General features: G+C 52.9%; 28 protein-coding genes. All 28 read left to right on the top strand.

Annotation, left to right across the window (positions count from 1 at the left end; translation table 11 throughout):
* The first annotated feature begins 87 nt into the window (after nucleotides 1–87).
* The gene (locus tag ROR01S_RS09775; protein WP_064359402.1) at nucleotides 88–651 is read left to right on the top strand and encodes a hypothetical protein; all 564 of its coding nucleotides are present in this window, start codon (nucleotides 88–90) and stop codon (nucleotides 649–651) included.
* Nucleotides 593–2,716 carry a phage terminase large subunit family protein gene (locus ROR01S_RS09770; RefSeq protein ID WP_064359401.1) on the top strand — a complete coding sequence of 708 codons (2,124 nt, stop codon included), beginning with the start codon at nucleotides 593–595 and terminating at the stop codon, nucleotides 2,714–2,716. The genes ROR01S_RS09775 and ROR01S_RS09770 overlap by 59 nt, the downstream gene beginning before the upstream one ends.
* A gap of 8 nt (nucleotides 2,717–2,724) precedes the next feature.
* The gene (gene gpW / locus ROR01S_RS09765) at nucleotides 2,725–2,985 is read left to right on the top strand and encodes a gpW family head-tail joining protein (protein ID WP_064359400.1); all 261 of its coding nucleotides are present in this window, start codon (nucleotides 2,725–2,727) and stop codon (nucleotides 2,983–2,985) included.
* The gene (locus tag ROR01S_RS09760) at nucleotides 2,985–4,622 is read left to right on the top strand and encodes a phage portal protein (RefSeq protein ID WP_064359399.1); all 1,638 of its coding nucleotides are present in this window, start codon (nucleotides 2,985–2,987) and stop codon (nucleotides 4,620–4,622) included. Before gpW ends, ROR01S_RS09760 begins: the two co-directional genes overlap by 1 nt.
* Complete coding sequence (locus ROR01S_RS09755) at nucleotides 4,619–5,488, top strand: S49 family peptidase (RefSeq protein WP_064359398.1); 870 nt, start codon at nucleotides 4,619–4,621, stop codon at nucleotides 5,486–5,488. The genes ROR01S_RS09760 and ROR01S_RS09755 overlap by 4 nt, the downstream gene beginning before the upstream one ends.
* Before the next feature lies 1 nt (nucleotide 5,489).
* The gene (locus tag ROR01S_RS09750) at nucleotides 5,490–6,068 is read left to right on the top strand and encodes a hypothetical protein (RefSeq protein WP_064359397.1); all 579 of its coding nucleotides are present in this window, start codon (nucleotides 5,490–5,492) and stop codon (nucleotides 6,066–6,068) included.
* Complete coding sequence (locus ROR01S_RS09745) at nucleotides 6,068–6,472, top strand: head decoration protein (RefSeq protein WP_064359396.1); 405 nt, start codon at nucleotides 6,068–6,070, stop codon at nucleotides 6,470–6,472. Before ROR01S_RS09750 ends, ROR01S_RS09745 begins: the two co-directional genes overlap by 1 nt.
* Before the next feature lie 97 nt (nucleotides 6,473–6,569).
* A complete protein-coding gene (locus ROR01S_RS09740) occupies nucleotides 6,570–7,619 on the top strand; it encodes a major capsid protein (RefSeq protein ID WP_048982857.1) in 1,050 nt (349 codons plus the stop codon).
* Nucleotide 7,620: 1 nt separating this feature from the next.
* Complete coding sequence (locus ROR01S_RS09735) at nucleotides 7,621–7,989, top strand: hypothetical protein (protein WP_048271840.1); 369 nt, start codon at nucleotides 7,621–7,623, stop codon at nucleotides 7,987–7,989.
* A gap of 5 nt (nucleotides 7,990–7,994) precedes the next feature.
* Nucleotides 7,995–8,357, top strand: coding sequence for a head-tail joining protein (locus ROR01S_RS09730; protein ID WP_064359395.1), 363 nt, complete (start codon nucleotides 7,995–7,997; stop codon nucleotides 8,355–8,357).
* The gene (locus tag ROR01S_RS09725; RefSeq protein WP_064359394.1) at nucleotides 8,354–8,899 is read left to right on the top strand and encodes a hypothetical protein; all 546 of its coding nucleotides are present in this window, start codon (nucleotides 8,354–8,356) and stop codon (nucleotides 8,897–8,899) included. Before ROR01S_RS09730 ends, ROR01S_RS09725 begins: the two co-directional genes overlap by 4 nt.
* A gap of 3 nt (nucleotides 8,900–8,902) precedes the next feature.
* On the top strand, nucleotides 8,903–9,082 hold the full coding sequence (locus tag ROR01S_RS09720) for a DUF2635 domain-containing protein (RefSeq protein ID WP_064359393.1): 180 nt from the start codon (nucleotides 8,903–8,905) through the stop codon (nucleotides 9,080–9,082).
* Nucleotides 9,083–10,594 carry a phage tail sheath subtilisin-like domain-containing protein gene (locus tag ROR01S_RS09715; RefSeq protein ID WP_064359392.1) on the top strand — a complete coding sequence of 504 codons (1,512 nt, stop codon included), beginning with the start codon at nucleotides 9,083–9,085 and terminating at the stop codon, nucleotides 10,592–10,594. It begins immediately after the preceding gene.
* A 3-nt stretch (nucleotides 10,595–10,597) separates the two neighbouring features.
* On the top strand, nucleotides 10,598–10,966 hold the full coding sequence (locus tag ROR01S_RS09710) for a phage tail tube protein (protein WP_025713562.1): 369 nt from the start codon (nucleotides 10,598–10,600) through the stop codon (nucleotides 10,964–10,966).
* A gap of 3 nt (nucleotides 10,967–10,969) precedes the next feature.
* Nucleotides 10,970–11,248: a phage tail assembly protein gene (locus ROR01S_RS09705; RefSeq protein WP_032717770.1), complete on the top strand. Its 279-nt coding sequence runs from the start codon at nucleotides 10,970–10,972 to the stop codon at nucleotides 11,246–11,248.
* A 144-nt stretch (nucleotides 11,249–11,392) separates the two neighbouring features.
* Nucleotides 11,393–13,183: a lytic transglycosylase domain-containing protein gene (locus tag ROR01S_RS09700; protein WP_064359391.1), complete on the top strand. Its 1,791-nt coding sequence runs from the start codon at nucleotides 11,393–11,395 to the stop codon at nucleotides 13,181–13,183.
* A 46-nt stretch (nucleotides 13,184–13,229) separates the two neighbouring features.
* Complete coding sequence (locus ROR01S_RS09695) at nucleotides 13,230–13,796, top strand: hypothetical protein (RefSeq protein ID WP_136895630.1); 567 nt, start codon at nucleotides 13,230–13,232, stop codon at nucleotides 13,794–13,796.
* Nucleotides 13,797–13,852: 56 nt separating this feature from the next.
* Nucleotides 13,853–15,253, top strand: coding sequence for a DNA circularization protein (locus tag ROR01S_RS09690; protein ID WP_064359389.1), 1,401 nt, complete (start codon nucleotides 13,853–13,855; stop codon nucleotides 15,251–15,253).
* Nucleotides 15,250–16,326 (top strand): phage baseplate assembly protein, encoded by a 1,077-nt coding sequence (locus ROR01S_RS09685; protein ID WP_064359388.1) that lies wholly within the window; start codon nucleotides 15,250–15,252, stop codon nucleotides 16,324–16,326. The genes ROR01S_RS09690 and ROR01S_RS09685 overlap by 4 nt, the downstream gene beginning before the upstream one ends.
* The gene (locus tag ROR01S_RS09680; RefSeq protein ID WP_032717767.1) at nucleotides 16,323–16,910 is read left to right on the top strand and encodes a phage baseplate assembly protein domain-containing protein; all 588 of its coding nucleotides are present in this window, start codon (nucleotides 16,323–16,325) and stop codon (nucleotides 16,908–16,910) included. The genes ROR01S_RS09685 and ROR01S_RS09680 overlap by 4 nt, the downstream gene beginning before the upstream one ends.
* Nucleotides 16,903–17,352, top strand: a complete 450-nt coding sequence (locus tag ROR01S_RS09675; RefSeq protein WP_025713556.1) for a phage GP46 family protein — start codon at nucleotides 16,903–16,905, stop codon at nucleotides 17,350–17,352. Before ROR01S_RS09680 ends, ROR01S_RS09675 begins: the two co-directional genes overlap by 8 nt.
* Nucleotides 17,342–18,490, top strand: a complete 1,149-nt coding sequence (locus tag ROR01S_RS09670; protein ID WP_064359387.1) for a baseplate J/gp47 family protein — start codon at nucleotides 17,342–17,344, stop codon at nucleotides 18,488–18,490. Before ROR01S_RS09675 ends, ROR01S_RS09670 begins: the two co-directional genes overlap by 11 nt.
* Nucleotides 18,487–19,170, top strand: a complete 684-nt coding sequence (locus ROR01S_RS09665; RefSeq protein ID WP_064359386.1) for a YmfQ family protein — start codon at nucleotides 18,487–18,489, stop codon at nucleotides 19,168–19,170. The genes ROR01S_RS09670 and ROR01S_RS09665 overlap by 4 nt, the downstream gene beginning before the upstream one ends.
* 15 nt (nucleotides 19,171–19,185) lie before the next feature.
* A complete protein-coding gene (locus tag ROR01S_RS27030; protein WP_155728881.1) occupies nucleotides 19,186–19,992 on the top strand; it encodes a phage tail protein in 807 nt (268 codons plus the stop codon).
* 158 nt (nucleotides 19,993–20,150) lie between these two features.
* The gene (locus ROR01S_RS09660; protein ID WP_155728880.1) at nucleotides 20,151–23,168 is read left to right on the top strand and encodes an SGNH/GDSL hydrolase family protein; all 3,018 of its coding nucleotides are present in this window, start codon (nucleotides 20,151–20,153) and stop codon (nucleotides 23,166–23,168) included.
* Nucleotides 23,169–23,239: 71 nt separating this feature from the next.
* Complete coding sequence (locus ROR01S_RS09655) at nucleotides 23,240–23,557, top strand: recombinase family protein (RefSeq protein WP_174539221.1); 318 nt, start codon at nucleotides 23,240–23,242, stop codon at nucleotides 23,555–23,557.
* Nucleotides 23,557–23,679, top strand: coding sequence for a helix-turn-helix domain-containing protein (locus ROR01S_RS27365; RefSeq protein WP_148721662.1), 123 nt, complete (start codon nucleotides 23,557–23,559; stop codon nucleotides 23,677–23,679). Before ROR01S_RS09655 ends, ROR01S_RS27365 begins: the two co-directional genes overlap by 1 nt.
* A 77-nt stretch (nucleotides 23,680–23,756) precedes the next feature.
* Nucleotides 23,757–24,179, top strand: coding sequence for a site-specific integrase (locus ROR01S_RS27500; RefSeq protein WP_032409522.1), 423 nt, complete (start codon nucleotides 23,757–23,759; stop codon nucleotides 24,177–24,179).
* The last annotated feature ends 148 nt before the right edge of the window (nucleotides 24,180–24,327 follow it).

Genomic DNA, 24,327 nt, shown 5'->3' with positions numbered 1-24,327 from the left:
ATTTATTCCAGTGGGACATTCGTGTGGGACATTGCAAAAATGTCCCAGGTAAATGTCCCAACTCCAAAATGTCCCAGGTGATGTCCCATGACCATGATGAATCAGAGCCAGTATGCGCAGCACTCAGGCGTCGATCGCAAAACGATTGGGCGCTGGATTAAAGCCGGCCGTTTCATCGTGATGGACGGTGACCTGATTGATGTTGAAGCGAGCGATGCCGCACTGAAGAAAAACCGTGACGGAAAGGATCCGCGCACATCGAACGCGAAGAAAAAGAAAACGCCGGCGGTCGTTGATGATGTCGGTGATGAACTTGAAGACACTGCCAGAAAAATTATCCTTACCGAAGGTGCCGATCTTACCCGGGAGGAAGCCGCGCGGGTGCGCGAAAACTATATGGCTCTGCTGGCCAAACTTCAGTATGAAAAAGACAGTGGCCAGACGATTGAACTGGTCGCCGCCGAGGAGATTCTTTTCAACGCCTTTCGCCAACAGCGTGATGCCTGGATGAACTGGCCTTCCCGGGTGGCACCGCTTATGGCCGCTGATCTGGATGTGCCGGCGGACAGGATGACAGAGGTGCTGATCGAACATGTCCACAAACATATCTCAGTCCTCGGAGAGCCAGAATTTAACTCAGCTGAAGATTGAACGGCTTCAACTGAGTGTCAGAAAAGGATGGACACCACCGCCGCGTATCAGCGTTCCGCAATGGGCGGATGACTTTCGGAAGCTGGCGAAGGAGGCCGGAAGCACGTCAGGGAACTGGGAGACCTCGACTGTAGAAATTGCCCGTGGTCCGATGCTGGCGGCGACCGAATCCGGCGTGCATGTCGTCACGGTGATGTGCTGCACGCAGCTGATGAAAACGGCATTGCTTGAAAACCTGTTCGGCTATTTCGCTCACCTCGACCCGTGCCCGATTTTGCTCCTGCAGCCGAAAGAAGAGGCGGCAGAGCAGTTTTCAAAAGAGCGTATCAGCCCGCTGGTGCGGGTGACGCCGGCACTGCGGAAAATCATCGGCGACTCAAAACAGAAGAGTTCGAAAGAAACCATCCTCTACAAAGCGTTTACGGGCGGATTTCTGGCGCTGGCTGGCGCCGGTAGCCCGGACAACCTGGCACGCCGACCTATCCGCGTACTTCTGGCAGATGAGGTGGATAAATACCCGATTACCCGAGAGGGGGATCCGATAACCCTCGCGGAGGAACGAACCGCAACGTTTGGCCTGACCTGGCTTTCCGTTCGCGCCTGTTCGCCGACCGTTGAGGACGAAAGCCGGATTGCTGACAGCTATGCCGAATCTGATCAGCGCCGGGCCTCTGTTGTTTGTCCGCACTGCGGGCATCGGCAGTTTCTGGATTTTTTCAAACACGTTCAGTGGCCGAAAGAGGGTGATAAACACCTGACGAAATCAGCCATGATCCACTGCGAGTGCTGCGGCGCCGGTTGGTCTGAAGGCGAACGTCTCCGGGCATTACAGACTATCCGCTGGCATCAGACCCGGCCGTTTGAGTGTTGCGGTTCTCGCCACTCCCCGTTGCTTGAGTACGATCAGGCCTGGCGGGCGAATGATGAAAATAGCGTGGCTGCTGTCTGGAAATGGTCCGAATCACCGCGGCATGCGGTCTACCGGGCGATTTGTCCGGATTGCGGAAAAGAGGCTGTCGATAACCACCATGCCGGCTATCAGGCTTCCAAACTGTTCAGCCCCTGGCAGAAAGATAAACCGTCGGATATCGCGGGAAAATATATCAAGGCGAAGGGGGATCCGGATAAAGAGCAAGCCTGGTGGAACACGCAAATGGGATTGCCACACAGACCCAACCACGGCAAACAGCTGCCGGTTGATATTCTGCTGGCGCGTCGTGAAGTCTTCCCGGCCATCGTTCCTGATGGCGTGGCTTTGTTAACTGCAGGCGTAGATACCCAGGATGATCGCTTCGAAATCACGATCACCGGTTGGGGGAGGGATGAGGAATCATGGTCGGTTTCCCACGATGTGATTTATGGCGATCTGGAAACGGATGAACCGTGGAAACGACTCGATGCATACCTGAAACAGATCTGGCGCCGGGGTGATGGTCGTGGACTGAACATCATGGCGACATGCATGGACTCCGGCGGCCACCACACGCAAAAGGTCTACGAATTTGCTAAGGAGCGTTTGGGACGTCGTGTCTGGGCGATCAAAGGTGAGTCTGCTCAAAGCGGCAGGCGTAACCCTGTCTGGCCGACAAAGCGCCCGACATCGAAAAGCAAAGCCAGTTTCCGGCCAATTATCATCGGTGTGAACTCTGCCAAGGATGTTGTGCGTGGTCGCCTCCACCTGGACCCTCCCGCACCGGGCGCAGCCGCAGCGGGTTATATGCATTTCCCTGATGATCGGGACCTGGGATATTTCAATCAGCTATTGGCCGAACGTCTGGTTTACAAAGTGACTGCAGGCCAGCGCTTCAGTGTCTGGGAACAGATACCGGGGCGGGCGAACGAAGCGCTCGACTGCCTGGTTTACAGCTACGCCGCACTGTGTGGACTCAAACATATGGGATTAAAGCTCAACGTTCGGGCCGCAAACCTTGAAGCCAACCCTGAAAAATTCCTGCCGGCACCTGCCGTACCAGAAGAAAAAATCAGCTACGAGTTACCCGGCGCGGTTATTGAAGAACCCGCGCCAGTTAAGCGTAAGCAAATTTCTAAACTCCTGCCGCAATAAGGAAAACCATGTTCAACCGGAATACCAGCCTGCTGGCTGGAATGAGTGATGATCAGGCGCGGGCAGCATTAGCTAAAGCCCAGGATGCTTACGTTGACTTAGCCGCAGGGAGCCACGGTGTTTCATTTTCCTATACGCAGGGAGACGGAACACGCTCCGTGTCCTACCAGCAAACCACACTGTCCGAACTATTGGGGCTGATTCAGCTTCTACAGGCGTATCTGGGTATTGTCGTGAGGCCACGTAAGCCAGTGAGGTTTCGATTCTGATGAATAAAGTGCAAATACTTGGCCCGGATGGTACCCCGTATCGCGCACCGCGGCCCAGCATGCTGACGGGCGGCAGCCGGGTACCTTATGACGCCGCCGATTCGTTTAGTGATCAGCTGGCGAACTGGCAACCAGCGCTATGGTCGCCGGACAACGAAATCAACATTTATCGCGATCGCATTGTTTCGCGTGCCCGTGACCTGGTCCGTAATGACGGGTGGGCGAACGGCGCCGTAACCCGTCTTCTGGATAACGCCGTCGGCGCCAATTTCAGGCCCATCATGAAACCCGATTACCGGGTGCTGCGTATGGTCACCGGTAATAAATCCTTCGATTCAACATGGGCTGAAGAGTACGGCAAAGCGCTGGAGGCGCACTGGCGCACCTGGGCATATGACACCGGGCGGTACTGCGATGTTGAACGCAAGCTGACTGTGCCGCAGATGTTGCGCCTGGCCTTTCGCCACAAGCTGATTGACGGGGATGCGCTGATGGTCCTCCAGTACCGGCCTGACCGGTTGGGGCGGGGCAGGGGACGATATGCCACCACTGTTCAGGTCGTCGATCCTGACAGGCTCAGTAACCCACAGCAGAATTTCGATATGCCGAATATTCGCGGTGGCGTGGAGATTGATGAGGACGGCGCACCGATTGCTTATCACATCCGTGAGGCGCATATCGGCGACTGGTGGAGCGGTGCCAAAACTATGACATGGCGGCGTATACCCCGTGAAACCGCCTGGGGGCGTCCGCATGTCGTCCATGATTTCGACCATGAGCGGGGTGCTCAACACCGCGGCAATGGCATCCTGACGCCGGTCATTCAGCGTCTGAAAATGCTGGTGAAATATGACCAGAGCGAACTGGAGGCCGCCATTCTGAATGCCATTTTCGCAGCCTATATCGAGTCACCGTACGATTCCGAAATGGTTCAGGCTGCGATGGGGGAAAACTTCGATGACACCAGTTTGGGTGCCTATCAGGACGGCCGTGTGGAATTTCACAATGACCGCCGGCTGACTCTGCAAAATGGCGCCCGGATGCCAATTCTTTACCCTGGTGAAAAAATCACAACGGTTAACGCTGCCCGGCCGTACAGCAACTTTGAGGTGTTCGAATCGGCCGTGCTGCGTAACTTCTCGTCCGGTACCGGACTTTCTCCGCAGCAGGTCACTCAGGACTGGTCAGATGTTAACTACAGTTCCGCGCGATCTTCATTGCTGGAAGCATGGAAGACGCTGACCCGACGTCGTGATGATTTCTCTATGGGTACTGCACAGCCCATTCTGACGGCTTTTGTTGAGGAAGTTCACGATAACGAAGATTTGCCCTTGCCAGCAGGTGCGCCTGACTTTGTAGAGGCCCGCGCCGCCTATTCCCGCGCGCGCTGGATGGGGCCGGGCCGCGGCTGGGTGGATCCGGTTGCAGAGAAAAAAGGCGCCATTCTTGGTCTGGATGCGGGGCTTTCCACGCTTGAAATTGAAGTGGGGGAAAACGTCGGTGAGGACTGGGAAGAAGTGCTTGACCAACGGCAGCTCGAAATTGAGTCCTGCCTGAAACGCGGGCTTCCATTACCCAGCTGGGCGCAGGCGGACAAGTTCGCCAGCGAGACAATCAAAGATCCGGAGGAAAAGTGAATCTACCTCATCTGGCGCAACGTCTGTTTAATACGCCGCTGGCCCTTCATCCGAATAAAGCCGAGGTCATCATGGCCGCGGTTATGGACCGGTTTGGCATCAGCAGAATCGAATCCTCTCTGGCGATGGAAGACGATGACTGGTACGGCTACGACGACAAACGTGGTCGGGAGTCAAAACGCGACCCCGGATATGACAACGTGGCCGGGGTCGCCGTGATCCCCATCTGCGGTACGCTGGTTCAAAAACTGGGAAGTCTGCGACCGTATAGCGGCATGACCGGTTATGACGGCATCCGCCAGTCCTTTCTGACCGCGCTGGCGGACCCGGAAGTTAACGGCATCTGCCTTGATATTGATTCGCCCGGTGGTGAAGTGGCCGGTTGTTTTGATCTCGTTGATGAAATCTACAACGCCCGGGGCACGAAACCCATCCATGCCATTCTGACCGAAAATGCGTATTCCGCGGCGTATGCGATTGCCAGCGCTGCTGACCGTATTTCCGTTCCCAGAACCGGCGGCGTGGGTTCAGTCGGCGTCATCACCATGCACCTGGACTGGACGCAGCGAATTAAAGACGACGGTCTGAAAGTGACGATCATTACCTTCGGAAGCCGTAAAGCAGAAGGCTCGCCATTACGTGAACTCTCTGAAGAAGCGTTCAATGCCATCCAGGGGGATATTAACGCGATGGGGGAATTATTTGTGAATACCGTCGCCAGAAATCGCGGGATCAGCCCGAAGGTGATTAAAAGTACGCAGGCCGCCTGTTTTATGGCTGCTGATGGTGTGGAGCTTGGACTGGCTGATGAGGTATGCCCTCCGGATGCTGCGTTCAGACATTTACTTGAAAAAACAGGAGCCTGAAATGGCAAAGAAACCGTTTAGTTTTGCCCACCTTATTGGACTTGGCGCGTCGGCTTCCGAAGAGGAAGACGATAAAAAAGCCAAAAAGGCGAAAGCCCGTCGCGCGGAAGAAGACGAGCGCGATGATGATGCGGAAGACGATGAGCGTGACGACGACGCCGAAGAAGACGAACGCGACGACGATGCGGAAGATGATGATGACGATCCGGATGCTTCCGAAGAGGATGATCCCGACGATGACGACGACCGCAAAGAAGGCAAAGCGGCTAAAAGTGCCCGCATTGCTGAGCGTAAACGTTGCGCCCGCATCTTCGGTAGTAAGCATGCCGCTGCGAATCCATCGCTGGCCGCCTCGCTCGCATTCAACACCGGGATGAGCGCTGCGGCTGCTATCGACGTTCTGGCATCTACCGCGCCAGCTACTCAACCCCAGGCGACGCGCAAGCGCTCTCTCGATCAGCGCATGCAGGAAAGCGAGAATGTCCGGCTTGGGCAGGATGGTGAAAACAAAGCCGGCGGTAAATCGACACTGGTGAACAAAATGACCAGTCTCTACAACTCCACTAAAGGAGAGAAATAATGGATCAGTTTGGTCAGAATCCGTTTGCGCCGGGTATGAAAAGCGCCCTGTTCGTTCCTGATCAGCTCATTGCCGGGACGCTCCAGCTGGTTACCGATACCGGTATTATCACCGGCGGTGCATATAAGTGCGGAGCGGTACTGGGAGTGGTCACCGCCAGCGGGAAGTATAAGCTGAGTGTGAAAACAGCCACCGATGGTAGTGAAGCGCCGGCGGCAATTCTGGTTGATGACGTTGATGCATCCACCACTGACCAGAATGGCGGACTGTATCTGATGGGCGAGTTCAACCAGAACAAAATCATTGTCGATGCGTCATGGACTCTGGCGGCAATGAAAACCGCGCTGCGTCCGCTGGCTATTTTCCTGAAAGACAGCACTCAGGCCCCTGTAGCCACTTCCTGATTTACCCCTCTCACTCCTGATCTAATGCTTTAACCGGCAGGGGCTGACTCATTCCAATTTTTGCCAGCGTGCAGCTGGCATTATCAAGAGACTGAATATGGAAAATATTTTTGATACCAGCGTGCTGGCACAGGTCGTTCCTAACCTGAAAACCAGTCAGAACTGGTTACTGGATCGCTTCTTCCCGAATGTCGTGACCTATGAGACTGAAGAAGTGGCGATTGATGTCGATGTCGGCCTGCGTCGTATGGCGCCGTTTGTCTCTCCGCTGGTGGAGGGCAAGCTGGTCGAGTCCCGTAAATACCAGACCAATACCTTTAAACCTGCGTACATCAAAGACAAGCGCGCCCCTGATCTGCGTAAACCGATTCGTCGTCAGATTGGCGAGCGAATTGGTGGCGAATACACTGCCGCCGAACGTGAAATGTTAAATCTGCAGTTTGAAATGACTGACCAGATCGACATGATCAACCGTCGTCTGGAGTGGATGGCGGCCAGCGCGCTGGTGTCCGGGACCGTCACGGTCACCGGGGAAGGTTACGAAACTAAAGTGGTGGATTTTGGTCGTGCTTCCGACCTGACCATCACCCTGAGCGGTTCGGACAAATGGCCGCTGACCGTTGCCGCCGGCGCGACCAATACCCAACCTTCTGATGATATCGAAGTCTGGCAGACCACTTTCCTGAAAGAATCCGGTTCTGTCGCCACCGACCTGGTCTTCACGAATAAGTCATGGCGTGCATTCCGACTCGATACCACCATCAAGGATAACGCCATCACATTTCCGGCGCTGAGCCCGTTTGGTAACCAGATTAATGCGGGCCCGCAGGTCATGAAGGGAGCTATCTATAAAGGCCGCTGGGGTAACTTTGACCTCTGGTTGTATAACGACTGGTTTATTGACCCGCTTGATAATGTCGAGAAACCAATGATCCCTGATGGCGCTGTCATCATGAGCGGCGCGGACCTGATGGGCACCCGTGCCTTTGGTGTGATTCTGGACCCGGCATTCAACTATGGCCCGCTGGCTTATGCGCCCAAGTCCTGGGTGAAAGAAGATCCAGCGCAACGCCTTATCCTGATGCAATCCTCCCCGCTTGTTATTCCGAGCCGGGTAAACGCATCCCTCTGCGCAACGGTGGTCTGATATGGCTAAAACAATCAAAACCGGGTCGGTGGATGACCTGAATGCGGAAGGCACCGCCGAAGAAGTCCTGAATGTTGACGATCTGAATGCAGGAGGCATCGTTCAGGATAACCAACAGCATGACGAAACAGACGGTGATTCAGCAGAGGAAGCGGATGGCGATGAAGATGAAACCGCTGCCCCTGAATACGTCGTTCTGAAGGGGAACTGCATTCGCCATGACGGCGAGATTTACCGCGAAAATTTGCGTATTCCGGTCTCCGGTAAGGACGCAGAACGTCTGCTGGCTGCAGGTGTGATCGCCGATGTTCAGGTTCTTCGGCAGCGTGCGTTATCTGCTGCGCGTGGCGTGAAAATTACTACGGAGTAAGCGCGATGGGAGTGGACTGGGATTTACACCTGTTGAGTCCGCTACATGGCGTCTTCGGCGATGAACACGAGTACCGCCCTAAAGACGGTACTCCTCCTTTCACGATTAACGGCATTTTTGACCGTGGGTATGCCCAGGCTGCTGAAAACCTCGATGGGGATTCAGTGATCAATACCTCCAGTCCGATGCTCGGTGTACGTGATGCCGAGTTCCGCAAGCTGGGAAAACCTCAGCCTGAAGTATCGGACCGGGTGTTTATTAAAACCGTCGGCGGACACGTCATTAATCAGTTATTCGTTGTTTCCAATGTCGAGCCTGACAGTCATGGCGGATCCCGCCTTGTTCTCAATGTGGTGAAAGCACGATGAATGCATCAGCTATTCGCAAAATGGTGGTGACGGCGTTGGTCGGGCACACCGATGCCGGCGACCGCGTTTATTCCCCGCGGGACTGGCCAACCTCGGCGGCGCTTTATCCGGTGCTGCTGGTACAAACCCCGTTTGACCATAAAAAGGCGCAGGGGCGGAATACGCCGGCGTTCACCACGGTAACCACTGTCCGCATCACTGGCCGCGTCCAGGAATATGACGGGGAAACCGATGATGATGGGGCGCTACGGGCCGAGGAGGCGCTGGAGGACCTGCGCGAGCAGGTAGAAAGGGCGGTCATCAACAGCTACGAGCTCACTCGTAAAATCCAGAAGTACGCGGAAATCCGTTCGACGATTGACGTTGATGGCGAGGGTGAAGCGCATCTGGGTCAGCTGCTGTTTGAGATCGACATCGAACATTATCAGGGGCCGGAAGATTTTTATCCCATCAACCCGCCTCCGTTGGAAGGGATAGACATCACCGTCGAAATGCCGGATGGCACCCTGCGCCCGGGTCTCAGTATTAACCTTCAGGAGTAATCCATGTTTGTAAAACCAAAAGACGGGCTTAGCGTTCGCTGTCCCGTCCGGGGGGAGCCATTGCCTGTAGAAGGCGCGGTTGTCCCGGATAATACCTTCTGGCGCCGCCGTCTGAAGGATGGTGATGTCAGCCTGGTGCTGGAAAAAGGTGTGAAGAACACCGCTAAAAAAGAGGACGCTTAAATGACCGTTCCGTTTTCACGCGTACCCGGTAATCTCCGGACGCCGTTGTTTTACGTCGAGTTCGACAACTCTATGGCCAATACTGCGACGGCGACGCAACGAACCTTGCTGATTGGCCAGATGCTTGCTGCTGGTTCGACGCAGGTCAATATCCCCGTTAAAGTTTCCTCCGCCAATGGTGTTAGTGAACTGACCGGCAAGGGGTCACAACTGCATGGCATGATGACCGCCTATCAGAAGAATGATACAGCCGCTGAAATCTGGATCCTGCCGCTGGCGGACGACTCCGGGTCAATGGTAGCTGCGAAGGGGAGTATCAAGGTTGCGTCACAGGCGTCTGAGACGGGCGTAATCTCTCTCTACCTCGCCGGGACCCGCGTGCAGCTCACCGTGCTGGCAACCGATACGCCGGCGCAAATCGCTGCGGCACTGGTCGCCGCTATCGCCCGAAAAACTGACCTCCCGGTTACAGCAGCTGTTAAATCGGATGCCACTGACACGGTGGAGTTCACGGCAAAAAACAGGGGGCTCCTGGGTAACGGGATTGATATTCGCCTCAACTATCTGGGGACGCAGGGCGGGGAATCGACACCTGCAGGTCTCACCCTGACCATTACCTCGATGGCAGGCGGCGCCGGCGCGCCGGATTTTGTGGATGCACTCGGCAATCTGCAGGATAAAACGTTCGATTTCATCATCAACCCTTACGACGATACGGCCTCTCTTGATGCCATGAAGGCGTTTCTGAACGATGCTTCCGGCCGCTGGGCGTGGGATAAACAGTTGTACGGGCACGCCTTCGGCACAACGTCGGGAACCTACGCTGAGCTGGGAACAAAAGGAGGGGCCAGAAATAACCAGCATGAAACGCTGCTGGGCGTCTATCGCTCTCCAACGCCTCGTTATATCTGGTCTGCTGCGCTGACCGGAGCCATTGCCCCGAGCCTGCGTAATGATCCGGGCCGTCCGCTGCAGAGCCTGCCGGTATATGGCGTACTGGCGCCAGATCTGCAGGACCGTTTCGAACTCACTGAGCGTAACAACCTGCTGTATAGCGGCATTTCAACGTACACCGTCGCCGACGACGGGACGGTCAACGTAGAAAATATCATCACCACCTACCAGAAAAACAGTTATGGCGATGAAGATGACAGCTATCTGCAGGTGGAAACGTTGTTCAGCTTGATGTTCGTGACCCGCTATCTCCGCACAGCGGTGACCAGTAAGTTTGGACGCATGAAACTGGCTGCTGACGGGACCCGTTTTGCACCGGGTCAGCCCATTGTGACGCCCAACATCATCAAAGCTGACCAGATCGCCGAATACCAGACGCTGGTGTTTAACGGTTACGCCCAGGATGCAGAAGCGTTCGCGAAAAATATTATCGTTGAACAAAATTCGTCCAATCCGAACCGCGTTGACGTGCTGTGGCCGGGAACGCTCATCAATCAGCTGCGTATTTTTGCGCTGCTTAACCAGTTCCGCCTGCAGGCTGAATCAACAGGAGCATAAATCATGGCTGACACTTCTAACCGCCTGGCCGGTACCGCCTACGTCACCGTGGACGGTATTTCAGTCATGGTGGAAGGTTCCTTTAAATACCAGCCATCCACTGTTAACCGCTCTACGCTGACGGGTATGGATGGTGTGCATGGTTATAAGGAAAAACCGGTTGCCGGGTATATCTCAGCACGCCTGCGTGACAGCGGCGGCACCAGTGTTCGGGGTTTTAACGGGCAGACCAACGTTAACGTAATTGCCGAACTGGCGAACGGGAAAACGATTATTGGTCGCGCGCTCTGGACGGTCAACGTTCAGGAAGTGGAAAGCGAAGATGCCGTGTTTGATGTTCGCTGGGAAGGCCGCGACGTGACGGAGAATTAATTAATGGCTGAATTAGAACGTTCGAAGAGCATTATTCTGACCATTCCCCTGGAAGATGCCGCACAAAAAATACGTTATGAGCAGCTGGAGCTGAAGGCCCCCACGCTGACTCAGGTTGAGAAGTTCTACGAAAAACAGGAATCCTCCACCTCGATTGCTGCAATGCGCTTACTGATCGCTCTGGTGACAGACACCCGAGAAAGCGTACTGGCACCGATGGACTATGTGGATTTTTGCAAATGTAAGGAGTATCTGCTCGGTTTTTTGAACTGGAAGCCCTGACCGCATGGCAGGAGGTGGCGGCAGACGTCACCTTCTATTTCGGGTGGAGTGACGATAGGGCGTGGGGTATGACCCAGAAACGGCTGCTCTGGTGGGTGGCGCAGGCGAAGCGAATTAATAAACTGAAGTCCGGAGGTCAGGGCGATGAGTAACGCATTCGATTTCGAGCTGATTGCGGACGACAGGGTCAGCGCCACCATTGATGAAATCAACGAGGCCATTAAAAACCTGCTCCCTCACCTGGATGAGACGCAGGAAAAGCTTAACCTCGGCGGTGATGAGACGGTTGATAGCCTGGATGATGTCGGCGGACGGCTGGATAAAATGGCCCGTAGTGCACGGGATAACGTCCAGTTCATCGGAGATATCATTCCTCCACTGAAGATCGTCGGTGAGCTGGCCGGTAAAATGGCTACCTTTGGTGCGGCCGGCGTTGTCGGATACGGAATAAAAAAGGTTGCTGACGGTTTCAGGGAAGCGGCAAAAGAGGCTTACAACCTCGATACCCATGCGCAGAACACCGCTATGAGCGTCCGGGATTTTACGCAACTGGCTGGCGCGATGCGTATTCTGGGGGCAGACAGTGAAAGTGCGGCCTCATCCATTGAGGGTATTTTCAAAGCACTCAATGAGGCAGCCAGCGGTAAGAATGCGGGTGTTATGGCCGCAATGGCACAAATTGGCGCGCAGATCGAAAAGAACAGTGATGGCTCAGTGAATACCCTCAAAACACTGGAGTCGATTGCGAAAATTTTCCCAACCCTGCGACCTGACCAGCAAAAATCCGTTGCTGACGGGCTGGGTCTGACGCCAGAACTGCTGACACTGATGCGTGAAGGCGCGAATTATAAAAAACTGCTGGCGAAAGCTGATGAGTTTGGTCTGACCGTTGATCCCGGGCTGAATAAACAGCTTTCAGACGTCAACGTGACGATGAATGAGCTGGGCGCTGCCTGGGATGGCTTAATCAATAAATCAGAAAAAAAAGTGCTGAAATTTGTTATGTCTGATGGTTCCGTTAAGAACGGACTGGAAGGCGTTACGGATTTGCTCACCAACGGTGATTTGACTGCACTATCCCACGCCGCCGGCTTTATCAACACGGATGAAGCTGAAAAGTTACGGCGCATTCAGGGCAACAAAGAGCTTTATAATAAACTCACGCGCCGGGAGCGCGGGGCGGTCGATGCCGGTTTTATGACCGATGCTGTTCGTAAACGTTACGATGCCGAATACGGCGCGACTGATGCTGCAGAGCGTCTGCGTGGTGACATGTCGGTGATTGCGCCGCAAAAAGCCCCCGGCAATGAAAAAATCCCTTATCGCCAGAACGACAATACCAGCCAGTATGACGATCTCCTCAGTGAGGCGGGCGGAAAGTACGGCGTGGATCCTCGTCTTTTGAAAGCCATCATGAAGCAGGAATCCAGGGGTGACCCCTATGCCATTAGTCGAGCTGGAGCCCGTGGGCTTATGCAGATTATACCGTCTAATTTTAAGTCTACAGGCATTACAGACTGGACCGATCCTCGGCAGAACATTTTTGCAGGCGCGCAGATTATGGCGGAAAATATGCGGAATGCGGGTGGAAACATCCCGTTAGCGTTACGCTATTACAATGGCGGCTATGATCGTAGTCGCTGGGGGCGGGAGAACGCCGCGTATCCTGGTGCGGTTTTAGGGTATTACCAGGACATTATCAGCGGCGATACGGGTGGGAACCCATCAGGCATTAATCAGGAGAGGCCTGGCAGCATTGTTCAGCCCACATCGGGTGCGGGTTCTGTATCCGTAAACGATATAACCAAATCGTTCAAAAGCGCTATGGAAGATAACAAGCTTAAACTCGAAATAACGACGGTTAATGAAAAAGGGGATCGGAAAGTGTTTGAAACTCAGAGCGGAGGTCGGATAACCTTACCCATGAATTACTAAAATACGCAATAAATTTGGGTGAATGCTAAATTTTGGTGAGGGAAGCATGAAGAAATCTCTTTGCTCATTGATCGCAGTGGCTATAGGGCTCATACCCCCGGCCTTGCATGCAACTGACTATACAGACAGGGCAATGAAAGCCTTTAAGATCGGCGATTGGAATATTGTTGAGTTCGCGGCAGACAAGCAGATTATTTATAAAGTGGCGACAGAGGCGCTCAATCAAAATCTCAAGGAGACATACTTAAGTTTTTATCTGACAACTTCTGAAAAATGTAAACCCTCCTTGGCTGAGATGAGCATGCTTATGGGGGGATATAGTGAAAACCTCGCAAATGGCCATGTGCCTCTTTCTTATAAAATCCCAGGGCAAAAAGAGGATACTGAAGCGGTAGAAACTAAGATGCTTCAAGGTGAAGAATTCGCATTCTTTAAATTCAAGAAGTTGTCCTTAAATAAATTAGTGAATTCAGGAAGTCGAGGGAATCTCGCTATCTGGGTTCCAGCAAGCGGCAATGGGGAAGTGCGCGGTTCATCCAATATGTACTTTTCCCTTAATGGGCTAAGTCAGGCGTACTCTGCGGCCAAAAGTCTTTGTAGTGATAACCTGTAGATATCGAAAATCAATGAACCCGCCAACTGGCGGGTTTTTTTATACCTGGAGTTCAAATGCCGATTATTCAGGATGCGATTTCTTCACTGATGGGCGGCGATACCAGTGATGACTGGCAGAGCAAACTGCAACCCTCCAGTTTCCGGGGTGTCCCGTTTGCCGTTGTTGCTGAGGAAGGTAGTCACGGTCGCCGCCAGGCGGTGCACGAATATCCTTATCGTGACACTGCCTGGATAGAGGATATGGGGCGTGGTGTCCGGCGGATTGTTATTCGTGGCTTCCTCATTCAGGACAGCCAGATGTATGGCGGCGGGGATGTTATTACCCAGCGTCAGGCGCTCATCAATGCATGTGAGGAGAAGGGCACAGGCACATTGATTCACCCGACCCTGGGTGAAATGACGGTGGCCATACCGGAAAACGGTCTTCGCTTATCCGGGTCAGCAGATGCCGGTCGTGTCTTTGAATTCACGCTGATGGCTGTCGAGTCCGGGCTGAAAGTTTTTGCAGTGACCGGCAGTACCGCGGCCGGTGAGACGGTCAAAACCAATTATCTGAAGCTGGTCAGCACGGCAGTGCTCAGCACTATCGCTCGAGTGAAAAGTGAAATCCGTGGGGTAACGCAGGGGATTAACACGATTAAGGGAACGATCGCCTTCTGGACCAACATGGTGGACAGTACCATCAGCGAGGTGACGAACGTCAGCAACGTGCTGAGCTCAACCTTCGGTAATAATCGTTATGGTCGCTACAGTAAAGGGGTTGTTGGCGGGAGTTCATCGGGGTTGAAAGGGGATCGGGATGCTGATGATGTTGATGATTATCAGACGCTCTCCGGGCAGGTCACCGCTCAGGCGGTTATGGACCGTCAGGGGGTGCTGGACAAAACCACCACTCTGAACACCTCGACCACCCCGGACGCATTTGTTCAGGGTGTTGCTGATGTTGTGAACGCCATTCTGGACAGTGCTGGCGGTGTGAACGACAAGATTTCGGCATTTGAGAAGCTGGCCGCCTCGATCAGTACCGAATACCAGCGCGCGGAAAGCAGCCAGCAAATTGCGGCGACGATAAATACGCTCATTGTCATTTTGTGCAGTGGCGCAATGACCTCTGCCGCCGCAGACGCCAACCCAACAAGTCGTAATGAGGCGGAAGACATTACCCGGCGCGTCGCCACGCAGCTGGATACGGCGCTCATTCTGGCCGGGGATCGTGGTGATGACGAGCTCTATAACGCGCTGATGCAGGTCAGGGCGTCATTCCTCAGTGCAATGGAGCTGACTTCCGAAGGGCTTAGCGAGCTCATGCAGATTAATACCGCCAGCCCCTTGCCCGCGCTCACGCTGGCTAATCGTCTTTACCAGGATGGCTCCCGCGCGAATGAGTTGATCCAGGAGGCCAATGTTCCACATCCGGCATTTATGCCGATAACCATGAAGGTGTTGAGACAATGAGCGATCAGGACATCGTATCACTCAACGTTGGCGGGAAAATTATCGAGGGCTGGGACTCGGTTCGCGTGACCCGGAGTATCGAACGCTTTCCGTCTGATTTCAGTCTGGGGCTGATGGATTACTACCCCGGAACCAGCGAGAAACAACTGGTTCAGGAGGGACAGTCTGGCGAAGTGCGAATAGGTAGCGATCTGGTGCTGACCGGTTACATCGACAGTTGGGAGCCCGCCATTACCCGCGCGCGCCATGAGGTTCAGGCAAATGGCAGAAGCAAATGTCAGGACCTGGTGGATTGTTCAGCTGAGTGGCCGAATAACGTTATCAACCGGAGTGATGCGCTGAGCATTGTCTCCCGGCTGGCATCATGGTACGGCATCAACGTTTCGTGCGATGTTGACGATCTGGTTGATGTGCCTCAGTTCACGATTAACTGGGGAGAATCTCCACAGGAGATCATCGAACGGGTATCCCGGTGGTCCGCGCTGCTCTATTACGATTTGCCGGATGGAAGCCTGCTCCTTACTCGAGTTGGTCGTCGGCGGGCGGCCAGCGGGGTAGCGGAAGGAGAGAACGTCGAACAGGCGTACTACCGGACCGATATGTCGGAACGATTCTCTGACTATGTTGGGGTCTCGATGACCGTTTCGCCGATCGCCGGATTTTCACCTGATACGGCCTATGATTCGGTGACGCTGGCGACGGCTCGTGACCCGGAAGCAGCCAGAATGCGGTACCGAAAACGCATAGTTATCGTTGAAAGCACATTGATGGCTTCGCAGCAGGCGCAGCGGGCCATCGACTGGGAGATGAACCGCCGGTACGGCCGATCAAAGCAGTTAAGCGTCACGATAGACAGCTGGCGGGATAAAGCCGGGAAATTGTGGGAGCCCAATACGCTGATCCCGGTGGACCTCCCCACGCTCAGGCTGCCGAACACTGAATTGCTGATAGCGGAAGTCACGTTTATGCGGGACAGCGATGGCACGCATGCCCGGTTGACGTTGATGCCGAAAGAGGCCTTTGCGGTGCAACCCTATGCGTTTTACCAGCAGATAGCAGGATTCAGCCAATGAACCAGTTTCGACATATTGCAAACCGTATCGCCAGCATGCTGGGGGTTGGGCGGGTCACTGCCATGCAGGACGCCGGCGGAACCCAGTCAGTGCAGTATCAGACTCCGCTTGAGGTCGCCAGCGCACACCGGCTTGCCGAGTTTGGGTTTTCTTCCGGGCTGCCGGCCGGCACGGATGTCGTGCTGGCGTTCCTGGGCGGTGATCGTTCGAGCCCGGTGGTTATCGCGACGAACCATCAGGGGTTTCGCCATGCCGACCTTCAGTCGGGGGAAACGGTTGTTTATAACCAGTGGGGACTGAATATTCACCTGACGGAAAGCGGCATTTTCATTGATGCCAAAGGGAAAAATGTTGAGGTCATCAATGCAGCCACTGTCACCATCAATGCCAGTGAAAGCATCATGGCCAACACGCCATTACTAAAATGCACGGGCGATATCGTGGACAACTGTGAATCGAACAGTAAAACGCTGAAACAGCTGCGTGATGCCTATAACGATCATGACCATGATGTGAAAGAAGTTCAGCCTGGCGATAGCACCATCACCAGTGAAAAAACAGCGGAGCAGGTGACCGATGAGTGATATTTCATCCTTCTGGAACGTCGATGAGATGCACGCCGACTGGCAGGAAAACTTCGGCGTGCTGACTTCCGGCAATGATATGCAAACCGCTGTTTTGATCAGCCTGTTCACAGACGGCCTGGCGCGCTCGGATGACCCGTATGAAGGCACTGACCGCCGTGGCTGGTGGGGAGATCTGGATAACGAGAAACCTATTGGATCACGGCTCTGGTTATTGCGTCGCGAGAAATTGACTCGTGACGTTGCCATGCGGGCAGAACAGTACGCTGAAGAAGCGCTGGCGTGGATGAAAAGTGACGGCATCGCCCGGGATATTCAGGCCACTTCGGAAATCATCTTCCCCAACAGGCTGAATCTTATCATCCGTTATCTTCCACCGGACGGCGACTGGCAGGAGTTCAAATTCTTCTGGTTATGGGAGCAACTGAATAATGCCATTTAAACGAAAAACGCTCAGTGAGCTGCGAACCGACAACCGGCAGTTCATGCAGGCAGAGCTGGAAAAGGTGGGTGCATTACTCCGCTTCGGGAATCTGAAAGTGCTGGCAGATATGGATGCCGGGATGGCTCACCTGCACTATGCCTACCTGGATTATATTGCCCGGCAAACGAACCCGTTTACGTCCACAGAAGAGTGGCTGGCGGGGTGGATGGCATTAAAACAAATTTATCGCAAAGCGGCCACGGCAGCCCGTTCGCCTGCAGCGCGTATTCCCGGCACGCCGGGTGTAACGTTAAAAAAGGGGAGCGTCCTCAACCGCGCAGACGGATACCAGTACACTACAGATGCTGATGTCCTTATTGATGCAACAAAAAATGCCTCTGTATCCGTTACCGCTGTTCTGCCTGAAATTTCCGATGATGTGACCGGTGGCGGGAGTCGCGGGAATGCAGACGCAGGGACTGTGTTAACTCTGGATGCCAACGTGCCGGGGATTGACAGTACCGTGACGCTGACAGAACCAGCAACAGGCGGTGCAGACATTGAAAAGGAAGAGGATTTCCGTTTGCGTGGTTTGCTCGCGTATCAGAATCCCCCGCAAGGGGGGAGCGATACCGATTATCGCGGCTGGGCGCTGTCAGTTTCAGGCATCACTCGCGCGTGGATCCGACGCCGGGGAATGGGACCGGGAACTGTTGTGATTTATATTATGTGTGACGGTGAGGATACGACGAACCACGGATTTCCGGTTGGTACTGATGGCGTGTCATCGCTGGATGACTGGGGTGCAACAAAGGCCACCGGCGATCAGGGCAGAGTTGCCGATTACATTTACCCGCGCTCACCCGTCACCTCCCTGAATTACGTTTGCTCACCCGTCCCGGGTATTATTGATTTCGAGATCAGTGGTATCTCCAGTGTCGGGAGTGAAACGACAACTGCGATTGCGGATGCCATAGACAGCGTATTTTTTGAAAATGGTGACCCACTTGGCACCGGGAAAATTTATCTTTCCGATATTAACCGGGCTATTGGTGATGTCGCTGGCACTGCAGGTTTTATTCTGGTTTCGCCGTCAGCCAATATTGAGCCAGGAGTGGGGGAATTACCGGTACGAGGTGAGGTGAATTATACATGAGCCTCTTCACGACAGATGACTACCGTCAGGCACTGCAGGCACTAATCCCAAACGGGCGGGCATGGCCTCGTGACCCTGATACGGTTAAGGCTGCTGTTCTCAGGTCTCTGGCCGCCAGCTTCCAACGCAGTGACAATGATGCCCTGGGGATACTGAGCGGCGCTTTCCCGCAAACGGCAACAATCATGCTGCCAGAATGGGAAAAGGCCCTTGGGTTGCCTGATGATTGCTCGATCGGGGAAGTGGATACGATCGCCAAGCGTCAAAATGCTATCGTCTCAAAATTCATCAGCACTGGCGGCCAGTCGAAAAGTTACTTCATTGGTATAGCCAAGGCGCTCGGTTACAACATCACGATTAAAGAATATCGACAGGCCCGCGCTGGGCTATCGGTATGCGGGGATGGGCTAAATGGCGACGACTGGCCGTTTGTCTGGATGGTGGAAGGTGAGGAAACTAACATTTCCTATGCGCGTGTAGGGTTGGGCTATTGCGGAGATCCTCTACGTTCTTGGGGTAACCGGCAACTTGAATGTCGTTTGTCTGCTCTTTCCCCTTCTCATACATTGGTCAAGTTCGGGTATATCTATTTCGGTTTTAGTGATGAAGGGGTTTATGAAGTTACCCCTGAGTTTGCAACGATATTTGATATAGCATCGGGGAATATCTCTTTAAATTAAATCCTGAAGGTAAATATGAGAAAAGTTGGAAGTACAACAGATACCGCTGATGCTAATGGCGAATATACTAACGGTAATGTTGCTAATGGGGTATCGCCGACAATTATTAATGCCGAAATGCTTAACACATTTCAAAGGGAAATGGTTAACGTAGTCGAAGGGTTGGGATATGCACTAAACCCTGACGACGACTCGCAAATATTAAAGGCAATTGAAGATGTTACTACTGGCCGCCTAATTGATATAAAGGTTTTTTATGATAGTGGTACTTATACAAAATCAGAGGGAACAAAAAGTTTAGTAGTTGAAATAATTGCTGGCGGGGGAGGGTCTAAGTCTGTCACTGCAGATAGCTCATCTACTGGTGGGTCTCAGCCGGGATGTAGCGGGCAGTATAATAAATCGCGGTTTGATGCTAACGATGTTCCATCATCAGTAAGCGTCACTATAGGATCTGGTGGTACTCCTGGCAATGCCGGGGCGCAGTCATCATTTGGTAGCCTTGTTTCTGTAGCTGGTGGTAGCGCTGGAGCGAATGGAATGGCATCAGCTGGTGCGTTCATTTCTGGGAATGCCTACAGGTATACTGGATTAGTAAACACGTCAGAAGGTGTGGTGCTTGCCTCAAGTGGCGGGGAGGCGCAAACGCCACAAGTGATGCAGGTATCAGCGGGTACAGCTACCGGTTTTATAGCTTACCTATCACAATTTCCTGGCGGTCAGTTCGGGAGAGGCGCGGACGGTCGATATGCTGGAGCTAGCACGACTGTTAATGGATTGGCTGGGAATAAAGGAATTTGTATTGTCTACGAGTTTAGTTAATTAAATTTTACCTTACTTTAAGCGTTAGCGATTCATCATTTTCATTTATTAAATATCATTCAGTGTGATTGATATTGTAATTATTATGCCATCAGCAAGCAAATAACTGCTGGGTTGTTATTAACTACACGGTAGCTTAGCTCCTGCCTGGAATTTATATGCCTCAAAGATATAACACAGGAAATGAACGCCCATCTAATGCCATGAAAGATCTTAATGATAATGCACTGGCTTTTGATGACTACATGAATAGTGATAGCGATACATTTATTGATCGACTTGGAGAAGAAAAAGATTCCCTATCTGGATCTGTAAAAAAAATATCTACAGCCGCAGATGATGTTGTGGAGTCTGCGCGTCAGAACTTGATCCCCCTCAGTCGACAGTACATTTCAATTACAGATGTGCAGAAGGACATCGCTAATATCCCTGAGGGCTCCACCACGTATTACCGCAGCCCGGATGACAGCGCGCTGGCTATTGAGGTCATGAACGTATCCGGGACACTGCAGCCTACCGGGCGGAAAATGCCAGCGTACTCTTCTTTGCGCAGAGGCAACATTTTATTCGACGCATTTAATGAATATTCCTCAAGCCTTTTAACATTTGCTAACTGGGATTGGTATAAAGGCGCTACGCCAGCTTTTTCTACTACTGATGTTAATTTGCCGCTTCCAACACCTGTTATTCAAGCTTCTGGTGTAACATCGTTTGATAAATATTACGATGTGTCAAAACTACAGGTAAAACCAGGAGACACTTTAGCTTTCTCTGTTTTGGTATGGTTCGAGAACGCTGGAGGCAAGTTACAGATTTATTGGCTTGATTCAGCGGGAGCAACCATCACTACAGGGGAGGCCTCTCCTCTGGTTGCTGGCATATCCTCTCCGGTTGTGGTCATTGCTGTGCCATCTGGCGCATCATCCATACGAATTCGGGTGCAAAACACTGTGTCAGGGGCGTTCAAAATCGGCGCCTATGCCGCAGCTATTGGTGATGTTACTCCTGAATTCACAAGGTCTTTCCCTTCAAAAGCGTACCAGGAGGCATTGGGTACCCCTGATAACCTCGTGTACGACCCTTTTGGCGAGATGCTTTCCGTTCGTCCTAAGCAAGGACTTCCAGCAGGCGTGGTTGACGCCATGAGTTACGCTGGAACATTGATTCAGAACAGCGCAAATTCACCATGGGGTAAGACCGGGATCCAAAACGCGTCAGGAGTTGGTGCTGATCGTATTATTTCTCTCAGTTCGATGGGGGTTAAGCCGGGAGACACAATCACTGTCCGTCTGGCAGCATGGTTCGCATCAACGGGTGGCACGTTTCAGGTTTTCTGTCGTAATGCATCCGGAGCACTTTCTTCGGCAACTATTGCCGCATCAGCATCCGGCTTTAATGATGGAAGTACCACGCTGACAATACCAGCATCAACGACATACCTTACGCTTCGCGCATCAGGGGCTATGGTCAAGGAGCTGGTTGCCATAGGTGTAGCTTTCGGACGATCTCGCCCTGAGTTTATTTACGGTAGCCTTCCAGCAGAGTATTCAGGGTACCAGCGCCAGCAGATTAACCTGTGGCCAGATCCGTGGTATCGCCGGTATGAATGCGGAGAAACCAGAATTGACGGATGGGGTCCGGCACAGGTTGCCGGTGTGGCATTACCTACATATGTTGGCGATTATTCTGGCAGCCCATTTTTGCGAAAAAAATCCCTGATTATCCCAGTGGGTGGTGGTCAGACGGATATCAACATCTCTGCTAAGCGCCTGGGGCTTCGCGCAGGTGATTCACTGACGGTGGCGCTGGGAGTTATTTCATCTCAGGCTATTAATCTCGCAGCATATTTCCGGACGGCTAGCGGGACTGTTATTAGTGATACAAGTTCTCAGTTGTTCCAGTTCCCGTCGCAGCAGTATCAGACGCTGGTCAGGACAATTGCCATTACGCAGGAAATTGTGGATACGGCCGGATATCTGCAAATCCGCTTAATGAACGGGCAAACGGTAGGGGCTGCCGGGGTGTATGTCGTATCGCGGGGTTTGTTTGTCGGTAACGGCTCACCTGTACTGAGCGATGATACGTACCGGCAGGATGCCGACTTCAACACCTCCAGAACGTTCACGCTGAATCAGGATTCACTCAGGGAGACGCATAAGCGCCTGATGAACCGGAAACTGTCTCAGTCAGCAACACTGGTAACAGCGCACATTGGCGATAGCTGGACCCACCTGTGGAACCGCTGGAGTGGTATATTTGCCGGGAAAATGCAGGCTGACTACGGAAGTGCTGGTATTGGATATATCGGCTTTGGCTATCCGTCTGAGGCGGGTTTCGGGCAGTACAACGGCAATATACTTGGTCAGATAACTTTGACCAAAACAGGAACATGGACTCCGACATATGCGGCAGCACAGAGCGCAGATATTTGTAGCGTCTCGTCTTCTGATACCACCGCTACTTTCAGGGCGAACGGTATACCGGCAAATGCATCGTCAGTCCGCCTTTTTGCTAAACCGCAGGGGAGTGTTAAATACAGCACAGATGGTGGAGTTAACTGGACAACTATCGACCTGAGCACGTTCACTGACCTTGCGGTCGTCAGCCTCACGGTACCGTCAACAGCTTTCAATATCTGGTTCAGTCCGGTATCAGGAACCGTTGAACTGTACGGTCTGGATGTGCAGACCGCGACAGATGGTGTCCGGTCTCACAAGCTGGGTGCGACGGGGAGTTCTGCTCAACAATGGGCGGCGCAGGTTACCAGCGCAACATGGAAAGCAGCATTCACCGCGCTGGCCCCCAATCTGGTGACCATTCTGCATGGGACCAATGACCAGACATCATCCCGTGATCCATCCGCGTTTGCTGCCGATATTCAGACGATAATCACAGCAGTTCGCACTGCCTGCCCGTTGGCTGATGTCCTGGTGATCATGCCATGTGAAAACCAGAGGAATAACAATGTGGCAATGGCGGCGTATGCGTCTGTTGTACGGGATGTTTGTGCGCTAAACAGGGTGGCTTATCACAATCTCCAGATTGACTACGGAGACAAGCCATCTGATTACGCATCGACATCTCCACGCAACTGGTTCAATGCTGATGGAATCCATCCTGACCCTGCAACTGGAGGTGGGCTGCCGATTGTTTCTGCTGTTTTGAAGTTAATGTAAAACTCCTACATTGATCTTCCCTCACAACAATAATACTGTATGTTTGTACAGTATTATTGGGAGGGCAGATCATGCTTCGACAGTCAGACATCGCCGCGGCTTTCCGCGAGTCCATTTTGCGCAGTTCCAAGGGGTTCCAGTTCCTTCACACCCGCGACTTCGTTACTGCGCTTCGCCGGCGCGGCATCCACTTATCCGAGGTGGAGGCTAACGCCTGGATCGCACGCGAGCAGTCTTATTTCGTCGACAAAACGGCAGAGCACAGCGAAAACCGCCTGTGGATAATGGCAGAGATGGAACGAGAGCTGATTGTCGAGCGAACCAGAGCGGGTTTAGCCGCAGCGAGGGAGCAGGGGAGCAGGGGAGAGTCGGTGGCCGTCGCCGGGTAATGACTGAAGATGTGGTGGAGCAGTGCCGCAGAATGCTGGAGAACGGCGCTACCCGGCAGCAGGTAGCCGATGTGATAGGTGTAGACGTGAAAACAATCTACAAGTACCTCCCGGCGACTTGAAGACAAAGATTTCACTACTTTTCCTGATATGTTACGTTTGGCTTAATCAATTCATTCAGCTTTGAAAACAGTTTGGTTTGTTCGTGAACGGTAAGAAAACAATAAGTTTTGAGCAATTTTTAACTATTAACAGCAATCTTGTTTCCATCTCAGATACATGGGCTGACTTGTGGGCGTTAATTTTTCACACGGGTTTAAGCGCTGGAAGGCTGCTGAGTATTCGATATGATGATATTGATGGTGACTTGATACTGATACGAAAACAGGGTCACCTGAAGGAGCTACGTGTTAAATCAACCCCTCCAGTGGAGGCGATGATTGCTCGTAGAAGAGAACGCTATCCAGAAGATGTTTTTTTATTTCAGAGCCATTCTAACCGTGTGAAGTACCAACGCCGGCCGGTCACTATAATTGCTTTCAACGCCGCTTTACGTCGCGCCGCTAGATCATTACCAGACGTTAACGTAAGCAGTAGTAGCGCGAGAAACATACCGGACTAACCGCCTGTCCAGTCGAGTGTGTCCGATGTGACAGGCGTGGGGGTGAAGACTATTTACAAATATTTGCCAGTACAATACGGCGATAAAAAATCCCCTTGAGCAGGCACACTCAAGGGGAAAATACTACATAACATCATTGCTGTGTGCG

It is taken from the genome of Klebsiella ornithinolytica NBRC 105727 = ATCC 31898, from assembly GCF_001598295.1.
In the GTDB taxonomy this organism is placed as follows: Bacteria; Pseudomonadota; Gammaproteobacteria; order Enterobacterales; family Enterobacteriaceae; genus Klebsiella; species Klebsiella ornithinolytica.
Note: the sequence above shows the minus strand (reverse complement) of the source record. Positions and strands in the feature narration are given on the sequence as shown.